Below are 22,377 nucleotides of genomic sequence, written 5' to 3'. Positions count from 1 at the left end.
GATTCCGGTCGGGAACAGGCGTGACAGGTGCCCCGGCGAGCGCCCTGCAAAAGGCACGTTACCCAGTGCTCCACAATTCTGTGAAACCCCTCCTGACCTGCGGTTTTACTTGGATTTCCAAGTAAAGGCGCGAAATCGGGAACAGTCGCTGGTCACAGCCTTGCAGGAGGCCGGAGCAACGGCACGTTATCCCGGGTGCCCAGGTCACGGGAAGAGTTTCTGTGTTTGACTTGCCGCGTGCGCGATAACGGAAAAATCCGGGTATTTCTCCTCGACGACCACGAGGTGGTGCGTCGCGGCGTCCATGAGCTGCTCTCGGTCGAGCACGACATCGAGGTGGTCGGCGAGGCCGGTACGGCGGCCGACGCGCTGGTGAGGATCCCGGCCACCCGTCCCGACGTGGCGGTCCTGGACGTACGGCTCCCGGACGGCAGCGGGGTCGAGGTCTGCCGGGAGATCCGCTCCCACGACGAGGACATCAAGTGCCTGATGCTCACCTCGTTCGCCGACGACGAGGCCCTCTTCGACGCGATCATGGCGGGCGCCTCGGGATACGTCCTGAAGGCCATCCGCGGCAACGAGCTCCTGACCGCCGTACGCGATGTCGCCGCCGGCAAGTCCCTGCTCGACCCGGTGGCCACCGCGCGCGTGCTTGAGCGGCTGCGGGACGGCGGCAGCGCCAAGGGCGACGACCGGCTCGCGCACCTCACCGAGCAGGAGCGCAAGATCCTCGATCTGATCGGGGAGGGGCTCACCAACAGGGTGATCGGTGAGCGGCTGCACCTGGCGGAGAAGACGATCAAGAATTACGTGTCGAGTCTGCTTTCCAAACTCGGTATGGAGCGGCGTTCGCAGGCGGCGGCCTATGTCGCGCGGATGCAGGCGGAGCAGCAGCGGCATTAACCCTGATTTCGGGTTCAGGGACCAAAGACCTCTGTCGTGAGCGGCGGGCGCGTCCGACATTGGATGCATGCCCTCCGACGAACAGCTCGCCGTCGACCTGCTCGCCCGCACCGACTACGGCCGGGTGGCCACCAGCATGCGCGCCCTGCCGTTCCTCGCCTTCGCCCGGCACCTCGTGGACGACGGGCGGGTCCTGCTGCGGCTGCCCAGGAACTGCGGCTACCACCGGGCGTGCGTCGGCAGCGTCATCGCGTACGGCTCGGACAACCTGAGCTCGGCACGGCCGGGCGAGGGGCTGTGGTCCGTCCAGGTCGTCGGCGCGTGCACGGCGTACGAGCCGACGCCCGCCGAACTGGAACGGTTCGGCCCGGCACCCCGGGTCGTGGACGGCGAGCCGTACGAGCCGGTCTATCTCCGCGTCGAGCCGCAGTTCGGCACGGTCCACTCGACGGACGGCGCCCTGGAGAGCCACTTCACGCCCATGCCGTGACCCAAAAGCCGCGCGCTCGTGCGGTCCGTTTCCGGTCCGCACGCGCGCGTGGTGGTGTCCTGCCGCGTCAGCCCTGCTGGCCGCCCGCGTCGGCGCCGCCCGTGTCGGTGCCGGCCGTGTCCGTCGGCTCCGCCGTGGTCGGGTCGTCCGTCGGCTCCGCGGTCGTCGGCTCGTCCGTCGGCTCCGCGGTCGTCGGGTCGTCGGTCGGCTCGTCGGTGTACGACGGGGACGGCGTGTAGGACGGGGTCGACGACGGTGTCCACGACGAACCGGAGCTCACCGAGCCGTCGTCCGTCTCCTCGTCGGTCGTCTCGTCCGTGGCCTCGTCGCTCGGCGACTCGCTGGTCGTCTCCGAGGGGGACGTGGAGGTGGTCGGGGACTGGGTGGTGTCGCCCCCGCCGCCGTTGCCCTTGCCGCCGTTCAGGGCGAGCGCGACGCCCGCCGCGATGGCGATCACCGCGAGGACCGCGAGGATCCACAGCTTGCCGCGGCCGCTGCCCCGGTTGCCGTGCCCCTCGAAGCCGCCGTCGTCCCCGCCGCCGTAACCGGAGGGCAGGATCGGCTGCGGGATCTGCGTGGTGCCCGAGGCATCGCCCGGGTGCTGCATCACGGTCGTACCGGCGAAGCCGCCCGCCGGGGTGTGCCGGCCCTCGTGCATCGCGACCGGGCCGGTGTTCCAGGTGCCGGTGTGGCCGCCCTGCTCGTACAGCATCTGAAGGCCGTACTGGACGAGCCCGCGCATCTCCTCGGCGGTCTGGAACCGGTCGTCCGGCTCCTTGGCGAGCGAGCGCATGACGAGGCCGTCGAGCTCCGGCGGGGTCGCGTCGGAGACCTCGGACGGCGGGGTCGGGATGTCCTGGACGTGCTGGTAGACCACCGAGAGGGGGGTCTCGCCGGTGAACGGGGGCCGCAGCGCGAGGAGTTCGTAGAGGAGGCAGCCCGTCGCGTACAGGTCGGAGCGGTGGTCGACGGCCTTGCCGAGCGCCTGCTCGGGGGACAGGTACTGCGGGGTGCCCATGACCATGCCGGTCTGCGTCATCGTCGACTGCGCGCCGTGCAGCGCGCGGGCGATGCCGAAGTCCATCACCTTGACGGCACCGTTGTTGGTGATGATGACGTTGGCCGGCTTGATGTCGCGGTGCACGATGCCGTGCTGGTGCGAATAGGCGAGCGCTTCCAGCACCCCCGAGACGATGATCAGCGCCTGCTCGGGCCCCGGGGCCTCGGCGTTGATCAACAGGTCCCGGATGGTGCGGCCTTCGACGATCTCCATGACGATGTACGGAACGGCCTGGCCGTTCACATAGTCCTCGCCGGAGTCGTACACGGCGACGATCGCGTGGTGGTTGAGACCGGCCACGGACTGGGCCTCGCGCGTGAAGCGGGCCTTGGAGACGGGGTCCTCGGCGAGGTCGGAGCGCAGCAGTTTGACGGCCACGGTGCGGCCCAGACGTACGTCCTCGGCGGCGAACACCTCGGCCATGCCGCCCCGGCCGAGTCTGCGGGTCAGCCGATATCGGCCGTCGCCGACCAGCCCGCCGTTACCCCACAGCTCCGGCGCATCCGACATCCCGCCGCCAGTCGCCTCGGGGTCGGACGGGCCCTGAGCGCGCTGCTGCTGTGCCATCAGTCCTCGCCGTCGTTTCTGCCCGCGGTGCGCGCGGTGTTGTTACGGTCTCCGTCGGCCACGCTACAGCCTCCGCGCAAGCCTCCGGTCCGGGAAGACCCCGGGTACCGGCCCGGGACGGACCGGTCATCAAATCGGTAGCACGCGCTGTCGTGCAAATTCTGTGTACCGGCGGTACGGCACCTGTAACGCTTCCGCGACGCTTCTTTCGCGTACGGTCACGGAACGGGCACCCGGCTTGACCTGTCAGTGCCGTGGGGCAGACTTGGCCGGGAATGAGCCATTCGATCAACGACAGTCGGGCCGGCGCCTGATGGCCGATGGGGGACGCGGAAGATGAGCCAGGACGGCGCACACGGCCGGTACGCGGGGCGGGCGATCGCCAACAACCGCTATCAGCTGCGCGACTTGCTCGGCGAGGGCGGCATGGCCTCGGTGCACCTCGCGCACGACACCGTGCTCGACCGTCCCGTCGCGATCAAGACCCTCCACACCGAGCTGGGCCGCGAGCAGGCCTTCCGCGAGCGCTTCCGCCGCGAGGCCCAGGCCGTGGCCAAGCTCACGCACACCAACATCGTCTCCGTCTTCGACACCGGCGAGGACAACCTCGACGGGACGACGATGCCGTACATCGTCATGGAGTACGTCGAGGGCCGCCCGCTCGGCTCCGTGCTCGACGAGGACGTACGGCAGTTCGGCGCGATGCCCGCCGACAAGGCGCTGAAGATCACCGCGGATGTGCTGGCGGCCCTGGAGATCAGCCACGAGATGGGCCTGGTCCACCGCGACATCAAGCCCGGCAACGTGATGATGACCAAGCGCGGTGTGGTCAAGGTCATGGACTTCGGCATCGCGCGCGCCATGCAGTCCGGCGTGACGTCGATGACGCAGACCGGCATGGTCGTCGGCACCCCCCAGTACCTCTCCCCCGAGCAGGCGCTGGGCCGGGGCGTCGACGCCCGCTCCGACCTCTACTCCGTCGGCATCATGCTGTTCCAACTGGTCACCGGGCGGCTGCCGTTCGACGCGGACTCGCCGCTCGCGATCGCGTACGCGCACGTGCAGGAGGAGCCGGTGGCGGCCTCCTCGGTCAACAGATCGCTCCCGCCCGCCGTCGACGCGCTGATCGCCCGCGCCCTGAAGAAGAACCCGAACGAGCGCTTCCCCAGCGCCGACGCCATGCGCACCGAGTGTCTGCGGGTGGCGGCCTCCTTCCAGGCGGCCGCGCCGAGCATCGTCCCCGGCGCGCAGACCTCGAACGGCGCGGGGGTGGGCTCCGCGGTGTTCCCGCCGGTCGACCAGTCGACGCCGGCGCCCACGGGGCCGGTCCAGACGCCGTACCAGCCGGTGCCGACCCCGAACCCGTACGGCAGCCCGACGCCGCCGCCCGCCACGCCCGCACCGGCGTACGGCTATCCGCAGCAGGGCGGTTACCAGACCCCGCACCCGACGCCGAACGCGTACGCGCCGTCGACTCCGCCGCCGTACAACATCACCCCGCAGCAGGCGCCGGCCCCGGGCGGCGGCGGTGGCAGGAGCAACCGGCCGGTGATCATCGGCTCGATCCTGGTGTCCGTCATCGCGGTCGGCGGCCTCATCGCGGCGCTGACGCTGAACGGGGGCGGCACGGAGGACGACGCCGGGGGCGACGGCAGCGCGACCCCGACGACGGTGGCGGAGAGCCACCGCGGCCCTGACACCTCTCGGACCATCGAGACGACCGAGTGCACGGAGCCGCTGGAGTCGAACGACGACCCGGACAAGGTGCAGGTCCCGGACTTCACGTACAAGAACTGGGACTCGGTGCTGTCCTGCCTGAAGGCGGCCGGGTGGAACTACGACAAGCGCGCCGTGGACGAGAACACCTACGGCGAGGACACCGTGATGCGGCAGTCCCCCAAGGCCGGCACGGACGTCGACCCGAACGACGTGGACATCCAGTTCGACATCTCGACCGGCGACCCGGCCTGACGCATCGCGGGACTCACCTGTAGGGGTTGTCCTGGGTGACGCTCGTGCAGCCGTTCGGATACGTGCTGTCCCCGAAGCGGCCCGGCTGGATCTGCGGGCCCTCGATGCCGTCCAGCGTGCCCGGACAGAGAGCCCGGACAGAGAGCCCGCTACGCCGGAACGTGCACCGTCTCCACCCGGCTCGCCACCAGCCGCTCCCGCTCGCGCCGGATCGCCCGCCTCCGCAAGCGCAGGATCTGACTGATCCCCAGGCCTTGCAGCACGAACACGGCGGAGAAGGCGATCCGGTAGTTGTCGCCGGTCGCGTCCAGCAGCACCCCGACCGCGAACAGGGTGGTCATCGAGGCGACGAACCCGCCCATGTTGGTGATGCCGGACGCCGTGCCCTGCCGCTCCGGCGGGTTCGCCGGGCGGGCGAAGTCGAATCCGATCATCGAGGCCGGTCCGCAGGCGCCGAGTACCGTGCACAGCACGACGAGCAGCCACATCGGGGCGTGATCGCCCGGGTAGGCGAGCGTCACGGCCCACACCAGGGCCGTAGCGCCCACGGTCCCCAGTGCCAGCGGCAGCCGCGCCTCGTGATGCCGGGCGACGACCTGGCCGTAGACCAGTCCGATCACCATGTTGGAGAGCACGACCAGGGTCAGCAGTTCGCCGGCCGTCGCCCGGGACAGTCCCTGCGCCTCGACGAGGAACGGCAGTCCCCACAGCAGCAGGAACACCATCGCCGGGAACTGGGTCGTGAAGTGCACCCACAGGCCGAGCCGGGTCCCCGGCTCCCGCCAGGACGCGGCGATCTGACGTCGTACGTAGGCCGCGCCCTGGTGGGGGAAGGGCTCCGGCTCGTGGCCCTCGGGGTGGTCCTTGAGGAAGAGCAGCAGCAGGATCAGCACCACCACGCCCGCGAGCGCGCTGCCCGCGAAGGCGGGCGTCCAGCCGATGCCGTGCAGCAGCCGGGCCAGGACGAGGGTGGAGACCAGGTTGCCCGCCATGCCCGCGAGCCCGGCGAGCTGCGCGACCATCGGTCCGCGGCGGGCCGGGAACCAGCGGGTGCCGAGGCGCAGCACGCTGATGAAGGTCATCGCGTCACCGCAGCCCAGCAGCGCGCGCGAGGCGAGGGCCATGCCGTACGAGGGGGAGAAGGCGAAGCCGAGCTGTCCGGCCGTGAAGAGCACCACCCCGATGGTCAGCACCTTCTTGGTGCCGAGCCGGTCGACGAGCAGGCCCACGGGTATCTGCATGCCCGCGTACACGAGCAACTGGAGGATCGAGAAGGTCGACAGTGCGGAGGCGTTGACGTGGAAGCGGTCGGCGGCGTCGAGGCCGGCCACCCCCAGCGACGTACGGAAGATCACGGCGACGAAGTAGACGGAGACGCCGATGCCCCAGACGGCCATCGCGCGGCGGCCGCCCGGCGGGTCGCCCGGCAGGGTTCCCGAAGCGGGGACCGGAGTTCCTGGAGACCTCATCGGACCTCGCCCCGCGCCAGGTGGGAGAACCACTCCACATGCCCGTGGATGACGCCGACGACCGCCTCCGCGTCGCCGGAGCGCAGTGCGTCGAGGATCTGCTCGTGCTCGACGAGGGTCTTGGTGATCCGGTCGGGGTGGGCGTGCATCACGGCGACGCCCATGCGCAGCTGCCGGTCGCGGAGCTGGTCGTAGAGCCGGGAGAGGATCTCGTTGCCCGCGCTGCGGACGATCTCGGCGTGGAAGCAGCGGTCGGTGACGGCGGCGCCCGCCAGGTCCCCGGCCGCGGCCTGCTCCTTCTGCCGGGCGAGGAGCTCCTCCAGGCGTGCGATGAGCTGCGGCGACGCCGGTACGGCCTTCCGCGCGGCGTGCTCCTCGACGAGCTGGCGGGTCTCCACCACGTCGGCGATCTCCTGCGCGGAGACCGGCAGGACCAGTGCGCCCTTCTTCGGGTAGAGCCTGATCAGCCCTTCCACCTGGAGCCGCAGCAGCGCCTCCCGCACCGGTGTGCGCGAGACTCCGACGGCCTCGGCGAGCTCGCCCTCGGTGAGGAGGGTGCCGCCCTCGTAGCGGCGCTCCAGGACGCCCTGCTTGACGTGGTCGTAGACACGGTCGGCGGCGGGTGGTTGCTTGACAGGGGCGGGATCGGTGGCTGGGGAGGGCGCTGAGGGCATGCGCACATCATAGATACAACACGTACGCATGGCGGGAGCCGTCCACGATCCGGACCTCGGACATCCCGCTCACAACAGAGAACAACATCCGCCCCAGATGGCGCACAACCTTCCGTGCTAGATACGTGTCACACACGTGCGGCCCCATCGTCTTCCCCCTCCAACTCGGCCGCACAACAGGTGAATTCGACGTATTCGGGGTATTTCAGTTGATAACCGCCACCAAGGGCCTCCGTGTCCGCAGAGCCGCAGCCGTCGCCCTCACGACCGGCGCGATGCTCGCCACCGGAGCTCTCACCGCGGCGCCGGCGCAGGCTGTGACCGCGCCCACCATCACCGCCAAGGGCGGGTACCTGATGAACGGCGCCACGGGCAAGACGCTGTTCACCAAGGCCGCCGACACCAAGCGGCTCACCGCGTCCACCACCAAGGTCATGACGGCGAAGGTCGTGCTGTCGCAGTCGAACCTGAACCTGGACGCCAAGGTCACGATCAAGAAGGCGTACAGCGACTACATCGTCGCCAACGGCGCCTCGTCCGCGGGTCTGATCGTCGGTGACAAGGTCACCGTCCGTCAGCTCCTCTACGGGATGCTGCTCAAGTCCGGCTGCGACGCCGCGATGGCGCTGGCCGACAAGTACGGCTCGGGCACGACGGTCGCGGCCCGCACCAAGAACTTCATCGGCAAGATGAACACCATGGCCAAGAGCCTGGGCATGGCCAACACGAAGTTCGACTCGTTCGACGGCATCAGCAAGGGCGCCAACGCCTCGACGCCGCGCGACCTGACGAAGCTCGCCCGCAGCGCGATGAAGAGCTCCACCTTCAAGGCGGTCGTCAAGACCAAGTCGTACACCGCGAAGACGATCACGAAGACGGGCTCCACCCGCACCATGGCGGCGTGGAAGAACACCAACACCCTGCTCGGCTGGAACGGCACGCTCGGCGTGAAGACTGGCTCGGGCACCGAGGCCAAGTACTGCCTCATCTTCGCCGCCACGCTCAACGGCGAGTCGGTGATCGGCACGGTCCTCACCGCGCCCAACGAGGCCAGCCGCACGGCGGACGTGAAGAAGCTCATCAACTACGGCTACGCGAAGATCAGCTGACGCGAGCATGTGAAGCATGTGAAGGAGGGGGCCTGCGGCGGCGGGCCCCCTCTTTCGTTGCGAGCGTCTCAGTCGACCGGCAGAAAGAACCGCCGCTTCTCCTTGGCGACGGCCCCGATCCGCTCGTAGAACCGAATCGCCCCTTCGTTCCAGGCGGGCGTCTGCCACTGCACATGATCGAGCCCGAGGGCTCGCGCCTCATCGCGTACGGCGTTCATGAGCGCCTCCCCTGCACCGAGCCCGCGATGCCCGTCCCGCAGGAACAGACAGTCCATGTGGAGATACTCGGCACCGTCCCAGGTGGACACCTCGGCGGAACAGGTGGCGTATCCGATGACGCCCCCGTCCAACTCCGCGACGAAACACCTCAACCGAGGCTCGGCGGCCCCGAACAGCAGCCCCCGCAACCGCACTTCGAGCCCGTCGGCGGGCGGATCGGCCTTCTCATAGACGGCGTGCTCACCGATCAGCGCGACGACATCCGCCAGATCCGCGTCGACCGCCCGCCGTACGACGGGACGGCCCTTCACCGGACCTCCCCGTCGAGCACATCCCCGGACCAGGCGGCGACCCGCGCCGCCGACTCCCCGTCCCCGTCCAGCACATGCCGCACAAAGGCATCCCGCTCGTACGCCAGCACAGCCGCCTCCCCCACACGCGGAGCCGGCCGCTGCCGCCCGCACGCCTCGATCCCGTACGCCTTCACCAGTGACTGGCGTCGCCGCGTGCCCATGCCCCTACTGCGTGACCGTGAAGTTCCGCAGGATCGCCCCCGTCAGCGCCGGATCCCCCTCCGCCTTCACCCGGTCCGACACCGCGTCCGGGGTGACGCGGCCGCAGGAGAGGCGGACGTAGGTCTCCCAGTCGAGGGTGAGGGTGGCGGCGGGGCCGAGGGCGGGGGCCGTTTCGAGGGTGCCGCGGCCCTGGATGTCGACGCGGATGGTGCGCAGGAACTCGATCGGGCCGTGGACGTCGAAGACGATCGCCGAGCTGCGGGGGGCGTCGGCCTTCTCGGCGACTATGGCGGGGAGTTCGGCGAGCAGGACGTCACGGGCGATGTGCGCGCCGGGGGAGTCGAGGTTGCCGGGGCGGCCGAGGGCGGCGCGCAGGTCCTGCTCGTGGACCCAGACGTCGAAGGCGTGCCTGCGCATGGACTCTTCGAGCGTCAGTTCGCTGCTGAGCGGGCCGCGGACCTTCGTGCCGGGGTCGCGCGACTCGTTCCGCAGCTGGCGGTTGCGGCGGATGATGACGTACTCCAGCTCGGACGTCATCTCCGGCGCCGTGTGATGACGGCGGACGTCGACCTGCATCTCGGTGTACCGCTGAGAGTCGTTCGTGACGTGGTAGAGGTCGCGTGGAAGCGTGTGGATGGGACGCGGGTCGCCGAGCATCTCGCAGTCCAGGCCGATGACATGGGACACCACGTCACGGACCGACCAGCCCGGGCACGGGGTGCGCCGGTTCCACTCTCCCTCCACAAGCGGTCCCACCAGCTCGGATATCGCTTCGATGGAGTGGGTCCAGGCGTCGGCGTAGGGCTGGAGGGTGGGATGCAGACTCACGGAACGGGACCCCTCGGCGGTCGGAGCGCGGGCTGGTGATGTGGCGGCGTTGCCAGTGGGAGGTGGCTGTCGGCGGGTGTCTTGGAACGCTAAGTTACGCTGCTGTGAGGCACCCCGGCAGTGCTTTCGTGTGACGATCGTAGGCCCGTGTGGACGACTCGAATGCCAGGACGGTGGTAGTGTGCGCGCCTCGTTGATCCAGATCGCCGTAAGTGAGGGCGAATCGGTCGAATCGCGTCGACGGCGCGTGGCTTCGCTCGTACGTGATCAGGCCGGGGCCGATCTGGTCGTGCTGCCGGAGCTGTGGACCACGGGCGCGTTCGCGTACGAGGGGTTCGACCGTGACTCCGAGGCGGTGGAGGGGCCGACGCACGAGGCCATGGCGAAGGCCGCGAGCGACGCGGGCGTCTGGCTGCACGCGGGGTCCATTCCCGAGCGCGCCGACGACGGCACGCTCTACAACACCTCGCTCGTCTTCTCCCCCTCCGGTGATCTGATCGCCGCCTACCGCAAGATCCACCGGTTCGGCTTCGACAAGGGCGAGGCCGTGCTGATGGGTGCGGGCCGCGAGCTCGTGACGGTCCGGCTGCCCGAGACCACCCTCGGCCTCGCCACCTGCTACGACCTCCGCTTCCCCGAACTCTTCCGCGGCCTCGTCGACGCCGGCGCCGAGACCCTGGTCATCCCCGCGGGCTGGCCGGAGCGCCGCCGGGGGCACTGGACGCTGCTGGCCCAGGCGCGGGCGGTCGAGAACCAGGCGTACGTGCTCGCCTGTGGAACGGCCGGGACGCACGCGGGAGTTCCGCAGGCCGGTCACTCGATCGTGGTCGATCCGTGGGGCGAGGTCCTCGCGGAGGCCGGCGCCGGCGAGGAGGTCCTCAGCGTCGAGTTCGACCTCGGCAAGGTGGCCGTGACACGGGATCAGTTCCCGGCGCTGAAGGACCGGGTGCTCGGACCGGCCGCGCCCTGGCACTGACGTTCCCGCGCCGGGCGGGCCATGGGGACCAGGGGACTAGGGCCTATTGGCAGACGAGTGTCTCGCCGGCCGTGTTCACCACGGTCTCGCCGACGTCGTAGCAGGCGTCACCGGGCTCCGAGTGAGTGGGATCGGTGTCGCAGCTGGTGACGCCGAACCAGATGAGCCCCACGATGAGGACCAGGAACACGACGCAGCCGCCGCACGTCCGCCAGTCCCTCCCCGTCATCCGCGGGCGTTCCGGCTGCCCTGAGGCGCCACTGCCACCGCCACCGCTGCTCGTGTCCGAAGTCATGCCGCCCCCGTATGTCCCGCATGCCGTATGCGTCGCGTGTCTCCTTGTAAGGCGCGATGCCCGGGACAGTGGTCATTACTCGCACAACTCGGAAAATGCGGAAATCAGTCCGATTCTCGCTCCTTCTCCGCCAAATGGATCACACACACCGCCACCGCGATCAGCAGCGCCGGGTCCGCGTCCTCCCGCACGACGTCGACGCCGTACGTCTCGCGGACGTGCAGCCACCGGCGCGAGACGACCGCGAGCAGCTCACCGTCGTACTCGACCGCGAACTCCCGGTCGAGGATCTTCCCGCTGACGTCGAGCTCGGTGCTGCCGTCCGCCAGGGCGACCCGGTAGTGGTTGCGCAGCAGGGAGAGCCGTTTGCGCTTGATGGTGGCCAGCGGCTCGCCGTCCCGCTCGATCAGCATGGTGTCCCGCAGGGCGAACATCTTCTGCCGGATGTCGATGAGGACGCGCCCGCGCGTGTCCTTCAGCTCGAAGGTGTCCCGCAGCCGCATCGCCTTGCCGTCGACGAGGAAGACCTTGTTGCCGTTGTCGTCCTCGATCCAGTAGTCGTCACCGAAGCCGAGGAGCCGGTCGCGTACGAGGAATCTCATGCCGTACGGCTTCCCCGGCCCGCGCGGCGGAACGCAACCAATAGGCCGTCGGGATGGTCGATGCCCGTATGAGAACGATCAGACGGGCGTACGGCCCCGTCGTCGCGGCCGTTTCCCTCGCGGCCCTCTCCGGGTGCGCCGGATCCCTTCCCTGCGCCGGGGTCGGTGTCGTGTCCCAGGTCGGTGTGTACGTCGTGCAGGACGGGTACGGCGGCCTCGCGGGCGCCTCCTACGAGCTGTGCTCGCGCGGCGAGTGCGTCAAGGGCGTGTTCGAGGAGGAAGGCGTCTCGCAGGTGCACCTCCCGCTGCCGGACGACGTCGGGCCAGGCAGCGGCCCGGTCCGGCTCCGCGTCACCCGCGCCGGGGCCGGCACTCCCCTCGTCGACGACTCCGTCGACGTCAAACTCCTGCACCAGTCGGACGGTTGCGGCGGAGGCGGTTACAGTCGGGGCCTCGCCCTGACGGCGAAGGACGGTCTGCTGCCGAGCGTCCCGAAGGAGATCGGAAAGGCCTGGTACCGGCAGCTCAAGGCCGAAGCCACCGCGGATCCCACCCTCACCTCCCGAACCGCCTCCGGTACGCCGACGGGCTGAGCCCCGTCTCGCGCCGCACGCGCGCGCGGAGGTTCGCTGCGGTGCCGAGCCCGCTGCGGGCGGCGACCACGTCCAGCCGTTCCTCGCCGCGCTCGATCAGCCGGCACGCCAGCGTCACGCGTTCCCCCGTCAGCCAGGCCAGCGGGGTCGTGCCGAGCTGGGCGCGGAAGCGGCGGTGCAGGGTGGCGGGGGAGACGGCCGCGCGGGTCGCCAGGCCGGCCACCGTCAGCGGCTCCCCCAGCCGCTCCCGCGCCCACGCCAGCAGCGGCGCCAGCGACTCGTCCGGGACCTCGGGCACCGGCCGCTCCACGAACTGCCGCTGCCCGCCGTCCCGGTGCGCGGCGAACACCAGCCGCCGCGACACGGCGTTCGCGACCTCGGCGCCATGGTCGCGGCGCCAGATGTGCAGCCCCAGATCGAGCGCGGCGGCACTTCCGGCGGCGGTGAGGAGGTCGCCCTCGTCGACGAAGAGGACGTCGGGTTCGAGAAGCACCTTCGGATGCAGCTCGCGGAAGGCGTCCGCCCACAGCCAGTGCGTCGTGGCTCGCCGCCCGTCCAGCACACCGGCCTCCGCGAGCGCGAAGCTGCCGGTGCACAGGCTCATCACGCGCGCGCCACGCGCGTGCGTGCGGCGGATGGCGTCCAGTACGGCGGCCCCGCGCGGGACGACGTTGTCCGGGCGCCCCGGCACGACGAGGGTGTCGGCGTCGTCTGCGGCCTCCAGCCCCGGTACGCCGCTCAGCGTGAAGAAGCCGTGGTTCATCCGCACTTCGGGGGTGGGCGTGCACAGGGTCACCTCGTACAGCGGTCCCGGAAGCCCGAGTTCGGGCCGCGGCAGGCCGAACAGCTCGGTGGCGACGCCGACTTCGAAGGGGTTGGTGCCCTCGTCGACGATGACGGCGACCTTGTGCGGAGGCGGAGGCGGAGGCGGAGGCGGAGGCGGGGTGCGAGAGGCTTGCTGCGAGGATCCTTGCGGCATGTGCGATTTCTAGCACTCGTACGGCCACCGGGTCCCGCCCGACGATGACGTACATGAGCGAATCCGTTTCCCCCGCACCCGTATCCCCCGCACCCGTATCCCCCGCCCCCGTCTCCCTCGCCGCCGCCCTCTCCTCCTTCACCGACCAGTGGAGCCCCCGCATCGTCACCACCGTCAACGACTACGACGTACGCGTCGCCAAGGTCGAGGGCGAACACCTCTGGCACACCCATGACCACACCGACGAGTTCTTCCTCGTCCTCGACGGCGAACTCCACATCGCCCTGCGCGAACCGGCCGGCGAACGCACCGTCGTCCTCCCCAAGGGCTCGGTCTTCACCGTCCCGCGGGGCACGGAACACAAGCCCTACGCGCCCGTGCCCGCCGAGATCCTCGTCCTCGAACCCACGGGCACCCTCACGGTGGGCGACCGCCACGAGGACGTACCGGACCATGTGGACGCCACCGTCGGGCACCCGCTCGGCTGACGCGCGCCCGGATGCGGCGGACGCCGGGGCGTGTTCGGATGGCGGGGGAACCCCGCAGTGGCGGGGAACTCCGTGAGAGGAGCGCCGTCCATGGGCCCGGTGGAGTTCGTCGTGCTGGCCTTCCCCGAGGAAGGGCTCACCGCCGACGTCGTGAAGACCCTCGCCGAACTCCGGCTCTCCGGCGAGGTCCGGCTGATCGACTCGCTCGTCGTCACCAAGGCGGCGACCGGGGAGGTGGCGACCGCGGAACTCGCCGAGATCGAGGAGTTCGCCGACGTCGTCGCAGGGCATGACGAGGCGAGCCTCATCGGCCCCGAGGACGCGGCGGAGGTGGCCGCCGTCCTCGATCCCGGCCACGCCGCCCTCGTACTCCTCGTCGAGCATGTGTGGGCCGCCCGGGCGGCGGACGCGGTCCGCGCGGCCGGCGGCCGGGTCGCGGCCTCGGTACGGATCCCCCCGGGCCATGTGACGCAGGCCCACGCGGCCCGCCGGGAAGCGCTGGCCACCGCCCCGCAGAGGAGCTGACCCCGCATGCTCGTACGTCGAGGACCCCTGATGCGCCCCGTGCTCCGCCCCGTCGGCTCCCCGCTGCTGCGGGGCATGCTGATCGGCGGCACGGCCTACGCGGCCGGTCGCGGCGCGGCCCGCAACGCCCAGCGCGAGCAGGACCAGAACGAGGCCATCGCCCAGCTCCAGACCCAGCAGACGCAGCAACAGGCTCAGCAGCCCGAGGCCCCCGCGCCCGCCACTGCCGCACCCGCCGCCGCGCCCACCGTCACCGAGCAGCTCACCCAGCTCGGCGGGCTGCTCCAGCAGGGCCTGATCTCCCAGGAGGAGTTCGCGGCGGCCAAGGCGAAGATCCTGGATCGGTGATTGTCAGTGCCGGGTGGCACTCTTGGTCTGTGATCAGACGCCGTAGCCGTCCCGCCCGGTGCGCCGTCCCTCCTCGACGACCGTGCTGTTGGGCGGCATCACCACGCGCTTGCGCTTGGCGATGCTGCTGAACGTCGCGACGCCGATCAGCCCCACGACCATGAAGATGATGCCGACCAGGTCGAGATTGACCCCTTGCATGTCCCAGTCGGTCGCGAACGTGAGGATGGCTCCCGCGGCGATGAGGATGATGCATCCGCCGAGGCCCATGAGTGTCGCCTCCCTGTCCGGTCCGGTCGGTCCGGTCCGGACGGCGGGTACCCGGCCGCGCGGAGGCTACCCCTCCAGGAACGCCACCAGCGCGTTGGCCAGCAGATGCGGGTCGTCCGCCCCGCACAGCTCGCGCGCGCTGTGCATCGACAGGATCGCCACGCCGATGTCGACGGTCTTGATGCCGTGCCGGGCCGCGGTGATCGGGCCGATCGTGGTGCCGCACGGCATGGAGTTGTTGGAGACGAAGGACTGGAAGGGCACGTCCGCCTTCTCGCAGGCGGCGGCGAAGACCGCGCGGCCCGAACCGTCCGTGGCGTAGCGGTTGTTGACGTTGACCTTGAGGATCGGGCCGCCGTTGACGCGCGGGTGGTGTGTGGGGTCGTGGCGCTCCGCGTAGTTGGGGTGGACCGCGTGGCCCGTGTCGGAGGACAGACAGACCGTACCGGCGAAGGCTCTCGCCCGGTCCTCGTACGACCCTCCGCGCGCGAACACCGAACGCTCAAGGACACTCCCGAGCAGCGGTCCGTCCGCACCCGTGTCCGACTGCGAGCCGTTCTCCTCGTGGTCGAAGGCGGCGAGTACGGGGATGTAGCCGAGGTCCGAGCCGGCCGACACGGCGGTCAGCGCGGCCACCCCGGCGTGCACGGACAGCAGGTTGTCCATCCGCGGTCCGGCCACCAGCTCCTGGTCACGGCCCAGGTAGGCGGGCGGCTCGACGGAGTGGACCATCAGGTCCCAGCCGGTGACCTCGCCCGCCGCGAGCCCTTCCTCCTCCTCCAGGAAGGCGATGAGGTCGCCGTCCCGGACATCGTTGCCCAGACCCCAGATGGGCTGAAGATGCCGCTGCTTGTCGAGCTTGAGTCCCTCCGCCGACACCGAGCGGTCCAGGTGGATGGCGAGCTGCGGCACCCGCAGCAGCGGCCGGCCGACGTTCACCAGCCGCGTCGAACCGTCCCGCAGGGTCAGCCGGCCCGCGAGGCCCAGGTCGCGGTCGAGCCAGGAGTTGAGGAGCGGACCGCCGTAGATCTCCACGGCGACCTGGCGCCAGCCGTGCGCCCCGGTGTCGGGCAGCGGCTTGACCCGCAGGTTCGGGGAGTCGGTGTGCGCGCCGACGATCCGGAACGGCGTGTGCGCCTCGGCGCCCTCGGGGACGTACCAGGCCACGATCGCACCGCCGCGCAGCACGTACTTGCCGCCGCTCGTCCCGTCCCACGCGTCCGTCTCGGCGACCTGCCTAAAGCCGGCCTTCTCCAGCCGCTCGGCGGCGTTCGCCACGGCGTGGTACGGCGAGGGGCTGGCAGCCAGATAGGACATGAGGTCGTCGGTGTGGCCGCGGTCGAAGCGGGAGGGTTCGCTCATGGGGTTCACCTTAACGACGAAGAGGTTCACCTAGACGACGTACGAGGGCCCGCTCCCGGCGATGGGAGCGGGCCCTCGGGAGAGCTGTGCGGATGTGTCCTAGAACGCGGCCTCGTCCAGTTCCATCAGGTCCAGCTCGACGCCCTGGGCGAGCTTGCGCGCACCCGTGACGCCCGGCAGGACGTTGGCCGCGAAGAACTTCGCCGCCGCGATCTTGCCGGTGTAGAACGCCTTGTCCTTGGCGGAGGCGGTCTCCAGCTTCTCGGCGGCCACGGCCGCGCCCTTGAGGAGCAGGTAGCCGACGACGACGTCACCGGAGGCCAGCAGCAGGCGGGTGGTGTTGAGGCCCACCTTGTAGATGTTCTTGACGTCCGCCTCGGTGGCCGCGAGGTCGGTCAGCATCAGACCGACGATCGCCTCCAGCTCGACGGCCGCCTTCGCGAGGTGCTCACGGGCGGCGGAGAGCTCCTCGCCGCCGGTGCCGAGCGCCAGGAACTTCTTGATGTCCTCGGCGAGGGAGTTCAGGGCCGCGCCCTGGTTGCGGACGATCTTCCGGAAGAAGAAGTCCTGGCCCTGGATCGCGGTCGTGCCCTCGTACAGGGTGTCGATCTTGGCGTCGCGGATGTACTGCTCGATCGGGTACTCCTGGAGGAACCCGGAGCCGCCGAACGTCTGGAGCGACTGGGCGAGCTGCTCGTAGCCCTTCTCGGAGCCGTAGCCCTTGACGATGGGCAGGAGCAGGTCGTTGAGCGCGTGCTCGGCCTTCGCGTCCTCGCCCGCGGCCTCCTTGACGGCGATCGCGTCCTGGATCGAGGCGGTGTAGAGGACGAGGGCGCGCATGCCCTCGGCGTACGCCTTCTGCGTCATCAGCGAGCGGCGCACGTCGGGGTGGTGCGTGATGGTGACCTTGGGCGCGGCCTTGTCGCCGAACGCGGCCAGGTCGGTGCCCTGGACGCGCTCCTTGGCGTACTCCAGCGCGTTCAGGTAACCGGTCGACAGCGTCGAGATCGCCTTCGTGCCGACCATCATGCGGGCGAACTCGATGATGCGGAACATCTGGCGGATGCCGTCGTGCTTGTCGCCGATCAGCCAGCCCTTGGCGGGGTGCTGGTCGCCGAAGGTCATCTCGCAGGTGTTGGAGGCCTTCAGGCCCATCTTGTGCTCGACGTTCGTGGCGTAGACGCCGTTGCGCTCGCCCAGCTCGCCGGTCTCGAAGTCGAAGAGGTACTTCGGGACGAGGAAGAGGGACAGGCCCTTGGTGCCCGGGCCGTGGCCCTCGGGGCGGGCGAGGACGTAGTGGAGGATGTTCTCCTCCATGTCGTGCTCACCGGACGTGATGAACCGCTTCACGCCCTCGATGTGCCAGGAGCCGTCCTCCTGCTGGATCGCCTTGGTACGGCCCGCGCCGACGTCCGAACCGGCGTCCGGCTCGGTGAGGACCATGGTGGAGCCCCAGGTCTTCTCGACCGCGATCTGAGCGATCTTCTTCTGTACGTCGTTGCCCTCGTCGTAGAGGATCCCGGCGAACGCCGGGCCGGAGGAGTACATCCACACGGCCGGGTTGGCGCCGAGGATCAGCTCCGCGAACCCCCAGATCAGCGACGGGGGCGCCGTCGTGCCGCCGATGGCCTCGGGCAGGCCCAGACGCCAGTACTCGGACTCCATGAAGGCCTTGTACGACTTCTTGAAGGACGGCGTGACCGGCGCGGTGTTGGTCTCCGGGTCGAAGACCGGCGGGTTGCGGTCGGCGTCCGCGAAGGACTCGGCCAGCTCGTTCTCCGAGAGGCGCCTCAGTTCGTCGAGGATGCTCTTCGCGGTCTCGACGTCCATCTCCTCGAAGGGACCCGTGCCGTACAGCTTGTCGCGGCCGAGGACTTCGAAGAGGTTGAACTCGATGTCGCGGAGATTCGACTTGTAGTGCCCCATGGCGACGGCTCCCTGGAGAGACGGGCGAGGCACTGGATCCTCGCGCTAGTTCACATACCAACAAGTAGCTTCGATACGATGATGCTACCCGCCAGTAATAAACCGCAACCCTGATCCGGCCATCTGTGACGGTTCACACCGGAACGGTGAGTGTCGCGGTGTATCCCGCGCCCACGCTCCCCTCCACGGCCGCCATCTGCCGCTCGTACCCGTCCCCGAAGACCATGTCCTCCGCCAGGGAGAGCTCGCTCAGGTTGGCCACGCTCGCGCCATAGCCGTCCGTCGCGTACACCGTGTCGCACACCTCCTTCGGGAAGGCCAGCTGCGAGGTGCCGGTGATCGCGGTCGCGGCGGTTGCGTCCGCCAGGCTGCCGTAGACCTCGAAGTGGATGTGCGGCCAGCGGCCGGTGTAACAGCCCGGGAAGACGCTCGTGAAGGTCACCTGCCCCTTCTCGTCGGTCTCCTGCACGCCCCGCAGATAGTTCTCGTCCCTCACACCTTCCGTATACAGGGAGTACGCGCCCTCCCGGTCGCAGTGCCACAGATACACGGCGGCACCCTTCCTCGGCGTACCGCACCCGGAATCCGCGTCCACGACGGTGAGCGTGACCGTCAGCGGTACGCCCTCGGCGGTGCCGCCCGCCGAGTCGCCGAAGCTCCTCCTGATGTCGCCGCGCACGACACCGCTCTCCTTGAGGACGTTCACCCCGTTCGAGCCGTCGCCGGGGTAGGGGCCGGCGGTCTCCTCGGGGATGGGCGAGCACGCGGAGGAGGCCTCGCCGCCCTCGCTGCCCGCGCCGCCCTCGTCGGCGGAGCAGCCGACCAGCGGCACCAGGCTCGCCCCCGCCAACAGCCGGATCATCCGGCGGCGGGCGAGGACGGGAAGGTCGTACGAGAGTCCCCGGTCGTGCTCGTGGATCTCGTCGGGTTCGTGTCGGTGCATGGCAAAGACGCTAGGAGCGGCGGCCCCCGAACCCCAGGGGGTGACCGCTGTCGAGTCCCTGTCGGTTTCCCGGCCACCCCATAGCGGTCCGCCGCCCCGCCGCTCTCGGTACGCTTGCGCCCATGTACGGCTACGACCAGAGCGCGGGTACGCAGCAGCAGTACGCCGCGCCGCAGCAGCAGATGCCGGGCGGGTACGGCCAGCAGCCGCCGCTGTATCCCGAGCCGTCCCCGCCGTCCCTCGCGGACGCGGTGCGCGCCTTCACCACCGGGCAGGTGACCGCGGAGGACTTCCAGCAGGTCTTCGCCACGTCGAAGGTCTACTGTCCGCGCGGCGACAACCCCGGCTTCCTCGCCCTGCACAACACCCAGCAGCCGGTGATCCCGATGTTCACCTCGCTGAAGGAACTGCGGCGGTACGCGGGCAAGGAGTCCAAGTACTTCGTGATCACGGGCGCCGAGGTGATCGACCTGCTGCCGACCGGGTACGGCTTCGTCCTCGACATGGAGGGCGAGCACCGGATGGTGTTCGACGCGAAGGCGGTCGAGCAGATGGTCGACTTCGCGATGCGAAGGATGTACGGCTGACCGGTTCCTGTGTGAGGAGTCGGTGGCGGAGCAGGAGCACGTAGCACGTACCGACATGCCTGCATTGACTGCTCCCCTCCCGCAAAGGGAGGAGATTCCTGGCTCAGGCGGCCTTCTGGAGCGGCGCTCCGGGAGGTCTTACGCCGTCGTCACCAGCCGGGTTCAGACCTGCCCGGACGAGCATCACGCGGGCGGAGTTCTTGTCCCGGGGGGACACGAGTCCGCACGCGGTGCAGGTGTAGGTGCGTTCCGACAACGGCAGGGCGTGCTTGGCTCTCGCTCCGCACCGGCCGCAGTCCATGGTGGTGTGCGCGGGATGGACGAGGCGTACGTCCCGCGCGTGCTTGCGGCCCATCTCGATCAGGGCCTTCTTGGTAGCGCCGATCGCGGCGTCAGCCGCTTTGCGCGCCATCGACGACTTCGCGAGGAACTTCGGTTTGAAGTCCTCCACCGCGATTACGTCGTGGTCTCGCACAACCTTCTTGGCCCACTTGCGGGCATGGTCCTGCCGCTGCCGGGCGATCTTCTGGTACGTCTTCGCCCGCGACTTCTTTGCCTTCCGATAGCCCTGTGAGGCTGCCTGGCCCTTCTTGGGTTTGCGGCGGGCCATCATGCGGTCGTATCGGGACAGCTTCTGTTCGGCCTTCTTGCCGTGCTCAGGGTGCGGGAGGTCATGGCTGTCCGAGGTGGTGGTCGCGGTCTCCCGCACGCCCCAGTCGACACCGAGCACCCGGCCGGTGGCCGGCAGCGGCAGGACTTGGGCTGGGACAACAAACGAGGCGTACCAGTGGCCGACGCTGTCCCGGTACACCCGTACCGACGTGGGTTCGGCGGGCAGGTCGCGGGACCACACGACCGACACAACGATGCCGCCCGCCAGGTACAGCAGCCCGTCCTTGAGTCTGAAGCCCCGCTTCGTGTAGTTCAGGGTGGGCAGCGCTTCGCGCTTCTTCTTGTGCTTCGGCATCCCGGCCCGCTGTCGTACCGGGAGCCGTTCCTTGATGTCCTTCAAGGACTTGGCGCGGGACTTGCCGAAGTCGCGGATGAGTTGTTGCTGCGGCACCGAGGAACCCTGGGCCAGCCAGGGTGTGACCGCTCGGGCTTGGGTCAGCATCCGGTCCAGCAGTGCCGGACCGCACTTCTCTCCGTCACGGTGGGCCCTCTTCGAGCGAACCACGCACTCGTTCCAGATCCAGCGGCATCGGTCCCACTCCGCCAGTAGTGCTGTACCGGCGGTGGACGACACACGGAGTCGGCAGGTGTACCGGGCGTGCCCGGACCTGACAGCTTCCAATGATGTCATCATGATGCCACCATAGCGTCATGATTCGTTTCTCTCTCCGGATTCCGGAAGACCTCCACGAACGTGTGACGGAGCGTGCTTCAGCGGACCGGCGGTCCCTCAACTCAGAGATCCTGCACCTGCTTGAGGTCGGCCTCCGTAGGGCCGAGGCCCCCCGGGGATCACTCGGCGATGATGCGGCTGTTCCTGCCCGGCCTCGCCGGAAGTCGTCCCCTGTCTCGCAAGCGGAAGGTGACCGCACCTCGATCTGATGCGGGCAAGGGAACTCGGCCACGGGCCGCCGTCGCCCAGGGGAATGCTTGCGGGTTGTTCACAGTTCAACTATGTTGAATGTTGAACCTTCTGGAGGAGGGCTTCTGTCATGCCTGCCGTAACCGTAGAGAACCCGCTGACGCTCCCGCGGGTGACCGCCCCGGCCGACGCCACGGCCCGTCCTGTGGTCGGCGTCACGACCGCGCCGAGCGGCTTCGAGGGCGAGGGCTTTCCGGTGCGACGTGCGTTCGCCGGGATTCATTACCGGCATCTGGATCCGTTCATCATGATGGATCAGATGGGGGAGGTGGACTACCCTGCGGGCGCCCCGAAGGGGACACCGTGGCATCCTCACCGCGGCTTCGAAACCGTCACGTACATCATCGACGGCACCTTCATCCACCAGGACTCCAACGGTGGTGGCGGCACCATCACCAACGGGGACACTCAGTGGATGACGGCAGGTTCCGGCCTGCTGCACATCGAGACCCCGCCCGAGTCCCTGGTGAAGTCCGGCGGTCTCTTCCACGGTCTCCAGCTCTGGGTGAACCTGCCGGCCAAGGACAAGATGAAGGACCCGCGCTACCAGGACATCCGTGGCGGCCAGGTCCAGCTTCTGACCTCGCCGGACGGTGGCGCGCTGCTGCGGGTGATCGCGGGTGAGCTGGACGGCCACGAGGGTCCCGGCATCACGCACACGCCGATCACGATGATCCACGCGACGCTGGCGCCGGGTGCGGAGATCACGCTGCCGTGGCGTGAGGACTTCAACGCGCTGGCCTACGTCCTGGCCGGGCGCGGTTCGGTCGGCAGCGACCGACGTCCCATCCACCTGGGCCAGACGGCAGTCTTCGGCGCGGGCGGCTCCCTGACGGTCCGCGCGGACGAGAAGCAGGACTCCAACGCGCCGGACCTGGAGGTCGTCCTCCTGGGCGGGCAGCCGATCCGTGAGCCGATGGCGCACTACGGTCCGTTCGTCATGAACACCAAGGACGAGCTCCAGCAGGCGTTCGAGGACTTCCAGAAGGGGCGTCTAGGCACGATTCCGGCAGTGCACGGCATGTCTGAGGGGCGACTGTAGGGCTCACTACGGCCGCACGTGGACGAGTCCACCCGGAAAGGG

General features: G+C 69.5%; 26 protein-coding genes. 12 read left to right on the top strand and 14 right to left on the bottom strand.

Going from position 1 to position 22,377, the window contains the following annotated elements; translation table 11 throughout:
• Positions 1 to 237 precede the first annotated feature (237 nt).
• Both ABZ928_RS11345 and ABZ928_RS11340 read left to right on the top strand, forming a co-directional pair.
• Complete coding sequence (locus tag ABZ928_RS11345; protein WP_361517049.1) at positions 238 to 903, top strand: response regulator transcription factor; 666 nt, start codon at positions 238 to 240, stop codon at positions 901 to 903.
• 67 nt (positions 904 to 970) lie between these two features.
• A complete protein-coding gene (locus ABZ928_RS11340) occupies positions 971 to 1,393 on the top strand; it encodes a pyridoxamine 5'-phosphate oxidase family protein (RefSeq protein WP_361517047.1) in 423 nt (140 codons plus the stop codon).
• Between the two features lie 67 nt (positions 1,394 to 1,460).
• On the opposite strand, the gene ABZ928_RS11335 is transcribed toward ABZ928_RS11340, so the two are convergent.
• Positions 1,461 to 3,020 carry a protein kinase gene (locus ABZ928_RS11335; protein WP_361517045.1) on the bottom strand — a complete coding sequence of 520 codons (1,560 nt, stop codon included), beginning with the start codon at positions 3,018 to 3,020 and terminating at the stop codon, positions 1,461 to 1,463.
• A gap of 336 nt (positions 3,021 to 3,356) precedes the next feature.
• Between ABZ928_RS11335 and ABZ928_RS11330 the strand changes: the two genes are divergently transcribed.
• On the top strand, positions 3,357 to 4,991 hold the full coding sequence (locus tag ABZ928_RS11330) for a protein kinase (RefSeq protein WP_361517043.1): 1,635 nt from the start codon (positions 3,357 to 3,359) through the stop codon (positions 4,989 to 4,991).
• A 149-nt stretch (positions 4,992 to 5,140) separates the two neighbouring features.
• Here ABZ928_RS11330 and ABZ928_RS11325 read toward each other — a convergent pair whose 3' ends face one another.
• Positions 5,141 to 6,460 (bottom strand): MFS transporter, encoded by a 1,320-nt coding sequence (locus ABZ928_RS11325; RefSeq protein WP_361517041.1) that lies wholly within the window; start codon positions 6,458 to 6,460, stop codon positions 5,141 to 5,143.
• Positions 6,457 to 7,134 carry a GntR family transcriptional regulator gene (locus ABZ928_RS11320; RefSeq protein WP_361517039.1) on the bottom strand — a complete coding sequence of 226 codons (678 nt, stop codon included), beginning with the start codon at positions 7,132 to 7,134 and terminating at the stop codon, positions 6,457 to 6,459. The genes ABZ928_RS11325 and ABZ928_RS11320 overlap by 4 nt, the downstream gene beginning before the upstream one ends.
• 209 nt (positions 7,135 to 7,343) lie before the next feature.
• Between ABZ928_RS11320 and ABZ928_RS11315 the strand changes: the two genes are divergently transcribed.
• Complete coding sequence (locus ABZ928_RS11315) at positions 7,344 to 8,243, top strand: D-alanyl-D-alanine carboxypeptidase (protein WP_361517037.1); 900 nt, start codon at positions 7,344 to 7,346, stop codon at positions 8,241 to 8,243.
• Between the two features lie 68 nt (positions 8,244 to 8,311).
• Here ABZ928_RS11315 and ABZ928_RS11310 read toward each other — a convergent pair whose 3' ends face one another.
• The 3 genes from ABZ928_RS11310 to ABZ928_RS11300 are packed head-to-tail and all read right to left on the bottom strand — an operon-like array spanning position 8,312 to position 9,805.
• Positions 8,312 to 8,773 carry a GNAT family N-acetyltransferase gene (locus ABZ928_RS11310; protein ID WP_361517036.1) on the bottom strand — a complete coding sequence of 154 codons (462 nt, stop codon included), beginning with the start codon at positions 8,771 to 8,773 and terminating at the stop codon, positions 8,312 to 8,314.
• Positions 8,770 to 8,976, bottom strand: a complete 207-nt coding sequence (locus ABZ928_RS11305) for a hypothetical protein (RefSeq protein ID WP_361517034.1) — start codon at positions 8,974 to 8,976, stop codon at positions 8,770 to 8,772. The genes ABZ928_RS11310 and ABZ928_RS11305 overlap by 4 nt, the downstream gene beginning before the upstream one ends.
• A 4-nt stretch (positions 8,977 to 8,980) precedes the next feature.
• Positions 8,981 to 9,805: a maleylpyruvate isomerase family mycothiol-dependent enzyme gene (locus tag ABZ928_RS11300; RefSeq protein WP_361517032.1), complete on the bottom strand. Its 825-nt coding sequence runs from the start codon at positions 9,803 to 9,805 to the stop codon at positions 8,981 to 8,983.
• 181 nt (positions 9,806 to 9,986) lie between these two features.
• On the opposite strand from ABZ928_RS11300, the gene ABZ928_RS11295 reads away from it, so the two are divergent.
• Complete coding sequence (locus tag ABZ928_RS11295; protein WP_361517031.1) at positions 9,987 to 10,781, top strand: carbon-nitrogen family hydrolase; 795 nt, start codon at positions 9,987 to 9,989, stop codon at positions 10,779 to 10,781.
• A gap of 43 nt (positions 10,782 to 10,824) precedes the next feature.
• On the opposite strand, the gene ABZ928_RS11290 is transcribed toward ABZ928_RS11295, so the two are convergent.
• Together ABZ928_RS11290 and ABZ928_RS11285 are read right to left on the bottom strand one after the other, a co-directional pair.
• Positions 10,825 to 11,076 (bottom strand): hypothetical protein, encoded by a 252-nt coding sequence (locus tag ABZ928_RS11290; protein ID WP_361517030.1) that lies wholly within the window; start codon positions 11,074 to 11,076, stop codon positions 10,825 to 10,827.
• A gap of 104 nt (positions 11,077 to 11,180) precedes the next feature.
• Positions 11,181 to 11,678 carry an LURP-one-related family protein gene (locus ABZ928_RS11285; RefSeq protein WP_361517028.1) on the bottom strand — a complete coding sequence of 166 codons (498 nt, stop codon included), beginning with the start codon at positions 11,676 to 11,678 and terminating at the stop codon, positions 11,181 to 11,183.
• 68 nt (positions 11,679 to 11,746) lie between these two features.
• Between ABZ928_RS11285 and ABZ928_RS11280 the strand changes: the two genes are divergently transcribed.
• Positions 11,747 to 12,271, top strand: a complete 525-nt coding sequence (locus ABZ928_RS11280; RefSeq protein ID WP_361517026.1) for a hypothetical protein — start codon at positions 11,747 to 11,749, stop codon at positions 12,269 to 12,271.
• Here ABZ928_RS11280 and ABZ928_RS11275 read toward each other — a convergent pair.
• Complete coding sequence (locus ABZ928_RS11275) at positions 12,234 to 13,250, bottom strand: helix-turn-helix domain-containing protein (RefSeq protein ID WP_361517025.1); 1,017 nt, start codon at positions 13,248 to 13,250, stop codon at positions 12,234 to 12,236. The genes ABZ928_RS11280 and ABZ928_RS11275 overlap by 38 nt on opposite strands.
• A gap of 53 nt (positions 13,251 to 13,303) precedes the next feature.
• Here ABZ928_RS11275 and ABZ928_RS11270 point away from each other — a divergent pair, with 53 nt between their 5' ends.
• From ABZ928_RS11270 to ABZ928_RS11260, 3 genes are all read left to right on the top strand, one after another.
• On the top strand, positions 13,304 to 13,738 hold the full coding sequence (locus tag ABZ928_RS11270) for a cupin domain-containing protein (protein ID WP_361517023.1): 435 nt from the start codon (positions 13,304 to 13,306) through the stop codon (positions 13,736 to 13,738).
• 90 nt (positions 13,739 to 13,828) lie between these two features.
• Entirely contained in the window at positions 13,829 to 14,263 is a 435-nt protein-coding gene (locus ABZ928_RS11265) for a DUF6325 family protein (protein ID WP_361517022.1), read from the top strand.
• A 6-nt stretch (positions 14,264 to 14,269) separates the two neighbouring features.
• Entirely contained in the window at positions 14,270 to 14,611 is a 342-nt protein-coding gene (locus tag ABZ928_RS11260; RefSeq protein WP_361517020.1) for an SHOCT domain-containing protein, read from the top strand.
• A 33-nt stretch (positions 14,612 to 14,644) separates the two neighbouring features.
• On the opposite strand, the gene ABZ928_RS11255 is transcribed toward ABZ928_RS11260, so the two are convergent.
• The 4 genes from ABZ928_RS11255 to ABZ928_RS11240 all read right to left on the bottom strand — a co-directional run bounded on the left by ABZ928_RS11255 (position 14,645) and on the right by ABZ928_RS11240 (position 19,112).
• Positions 14,645 to 14,881 carry a DUF6458 family protein gene (locus tag ABZ928_RS11255; RefSeq protein WP_361517019.1) on the bottom strand — a complete coding sequence of 79 codons (237 nt, stop codon included), beginning with the start codon at positions 14,879 to 14,881 and terminating at the stop codon, positions 14,645 to 14,647.
• A 66-nt stretch (positions 14,882 to 14,947) separates the two neighbouring features.
• Positions 14,948 to 16,243, bottom strand: a complete 1,296-nt coding sequence (locus ABZ928_RS11250) for a M18 family aminopeptidase (RefSeq protein ID WP_361517017.1) — start codon at positions 16,241 to 16,243, stop codon at positions 14,948 to 14,950.
• A 99-nt stretch (positions 16,244 to 16,342) separates the two neighbouring features.
• A complete protein-coding gene (locus ABZ928_RS11245) occupies positions 16,343 to 18,169 on the bottom strand; it encodes an acyl-CoA dehydrogenase (RefSeq protein ID WP_361517016.1) in 1,827 nt (608 codons plus the stop codon).
• Positions 18,170 to 18,302: 133 nt separating this feature from the next.
• Entirely contained in the window at positions 18,303 to 19,112 is an 810-nt protein-coding gene (locus ABZ928_RS11240) for an intradiol ring-cleavage dioxygenase (RefSeq protein ID WP_361517014.1), read from the bottom strand.
• Positions 19,113 to 19,234: 122 nt separating this feature from the next.
• Here ABZ928_RS11240 and ABZ928_RS11235 point away from each other — a divergent pair, with 122 nt between their 5' ends.
• Complete coding sequence (locus ABZ928_RS11235; protein WP_361517013.1) at positions 19,235 to 19,699, top strand: SseB family protein; 465 nt, start codon at positions 19,235 to 19,237, stop codon at positions 19,697 to 19,699.
• 103 nt (positions 19,700 to 19,802) lie between these two features.
• Here the strand turns inward: ABZ928_RS11235 and ABZ928_RS11230 are convergent, their stop codons facing one another.
• Entirely contained in the window at positions 19,803 to 21,005 is a 1,203-nt protein-coding gene (locus ABZ928_RS11230) for a transposase (protein WP_361517011.1), read from the bottom strand.
• Positions 21,006 to 21,022: 17 nt separating this feature from the next.
• Here ABZ928_RS11230 and ABZ928_RS11225 point away from each other — a divergent pair, with 17 nt between their 5' ends.
• Both ABZ928_RS11225 and ABZ928_RS11220 read left to right on the top strand, forming a co-directional pair.
• On the top strand, positions 21,023 to 21,253 hold the full coding sequence (locus tag ABZ928_RS11225) for an Arc family DNA-binding protein (protein WP_361517009.1): 231 nt from the start codon (positions 21,023 to 21,025) through the stop codon (positions 21,251 to 21,253).
• Between the two features lie 110 nt (positions 21,254 to 21,363).
• Positions 21,364 to 22,335: a pirin family protein gene (locus ABZ928_RS11220; RefSeq protein WP_361517007.1), complete on the top strand. Its 972-nt coding sequence runs from the start codon at positions 21,364 to 21,366 to the stop codon at positions 22,333 to 22,335.
• The last annotated feature ends 42 nt before the right edge of the window (positions 22,336 to 22,377 follow it).

This window comes from Streptomyces sp. NPDC046909 (assembly GCF_040644695.1).
GTDB lineage: Bacteria > Actinomycetota > Actinomycetes > Streptomycetales > Streptomycetaceae > Streptomyces.
The sequence above is the reverse complement of the archived record's forward strand: the minus strand, read 5'-3'. Positions and strand labels throughout refer to the sequence as shown.

Coding starts and splice junctions, on each gene's coding strand:
- ABZ928_RS11280 (WP_361517026.1), top strand. CDS start 11,747: ATGAGAACGATCAGACGGGCGTACGGCCCCGTCGTCGCGGCCGTTTCC.
- ABZ928_RS11230 (WP_361517011.1), bottom strand. CDS start 21,005: ATGATGACATCATTGGAAGCTGTCAGGTCCGGGCACGCCCGGTACACC.
- ABZ928_RS11255 (WP_361517019.1), bottom strand. CDS start 14,881: ATGGGCCTCGGCGGATGCATCATCCTCATCGCCGCGGGAGCCATCCTC.
- ABZ928_RS11220 (WP_361517007.1), top strand. CDS start 21,364: ATGCCTGCCGTAACCGTAGAGAACCCGCTGACGCTCCCGCGGGTGACC.
- ABZ928_RS11320 (WP_361517039.1), bottom strand. CDS start 7,134: ATGCCCTCAGCGCCCTCCCCAGCCACCGATCCCGCCCCTGTCAAGCAA.
- ABZ928_RS11275 (WP_361517025.1), bottom strand. CDS start 13,250: ATGCCGCAAGGATCCTCGCAGCAAGCCTCTCGCACCCCGCCTCCGCCT.
- ABZ928_RS11270 (WP_361517023.1), top strand. CDS start 13,304: ATGAGCGAATCCGTTTCCCCCGCACCCGTATCCCCCGCACCCGTATCC.
- ABZ928_RS11305 (WP_361517034.1), bottom strand. CDS start 8,976: ATGGGCACGCGGCGACGCCAGTCACTGGTGAAGGCGTACGGGATCGAG.
- ABZ928_RS11290 (WP_361517030.1), bottom strand. CDS start 11,076: ATGACTTCGGACACGAGCAGCGGTGGCGGTGGCAGTGGCGCCTCAGGG.
- ABZ928_RS11340 (WP_361517047.1), top strand. CDS start 971: ATGCCCTCCGACGAACAGCTCGCCGTCGACCTGCTCGCCCGCACCGAC.
- ABZ928_RS11250 (WP_361517017.1), bottom strand. CDS start 16,243: ATGAGCGAACCCTCCCGCTTCGACCGCGGCCACACCGACGACCTCATG.
- ABZ928_RS11235 (WP_361517013.1), top strand. CDS start 19,235: ATGTACGGCTACGACCAGAGCGCGGGTACGCAGCAGCAGTACGCCGCG.
- ABZ928_RS11285 (WP_361517028.1), bottom strand. CDS start 11,678: ATGAGATTCCTCGTACGCGACCGGCTCCTCGGCTTCGGTGACGACTAC.
- ABZ928_RS11335 (WP_361517045.1), bottom strand. CDS start 3,020: ATGGCACAGCAGCAGCGCGCTCAGGGCCCGTCCGACCCCGAGGCGACT.
- ABZ928_RS11240 (WP_361517014.1), bottom strand. CDS start 19,112: ATGCACCGACACGAACCCGACGAGATCCACGAGCACGACCGGGGACTC.
- ABZ928_RS11225 (WP_361517009.1), top strand. CDS start 21,023: ATGATTCGTTTCTCTCTCCGGATTCCGGAAGACCTCCACGAACGTGTG.
- ABZ928_RS11260 (WP_361517020.1), top strand. CDS start 14,270: ATGCTCGTACGTCGAGGACCCCTGATGCGCCCCGTGCTCCGCCCCGTC.
- ABZ928_RS11330 (WP_361517043.1), top strand. CDS start 3,357: ATGAGCCAGGACGGCGCACACGGCCGGTACGCGGGGCGGGCGATCGCC.
- ABZ928_RS11325 (WP_361517041.1), bottom strand. CDS start 6,460: ATGAGGTCTCCAGGAACTCCGGTCCCCGCTTCGGGAACCCTGCCGGGC.
- ABZ928_RS11265 (WP_361517022.1), top strand. CDS start 13,829: ATGGGCCCGGTGGAGTTCGTCGTGCTGGCCTTCCCCGAGGAAGGGCTC.
- ABZ928_RS11245 (WP_361517016.1), bottom strand. CDS start 18,169: ATGGGGCACTACAAGTCGAATCTCCGCGACATCGAGTTCAACCTCTTC.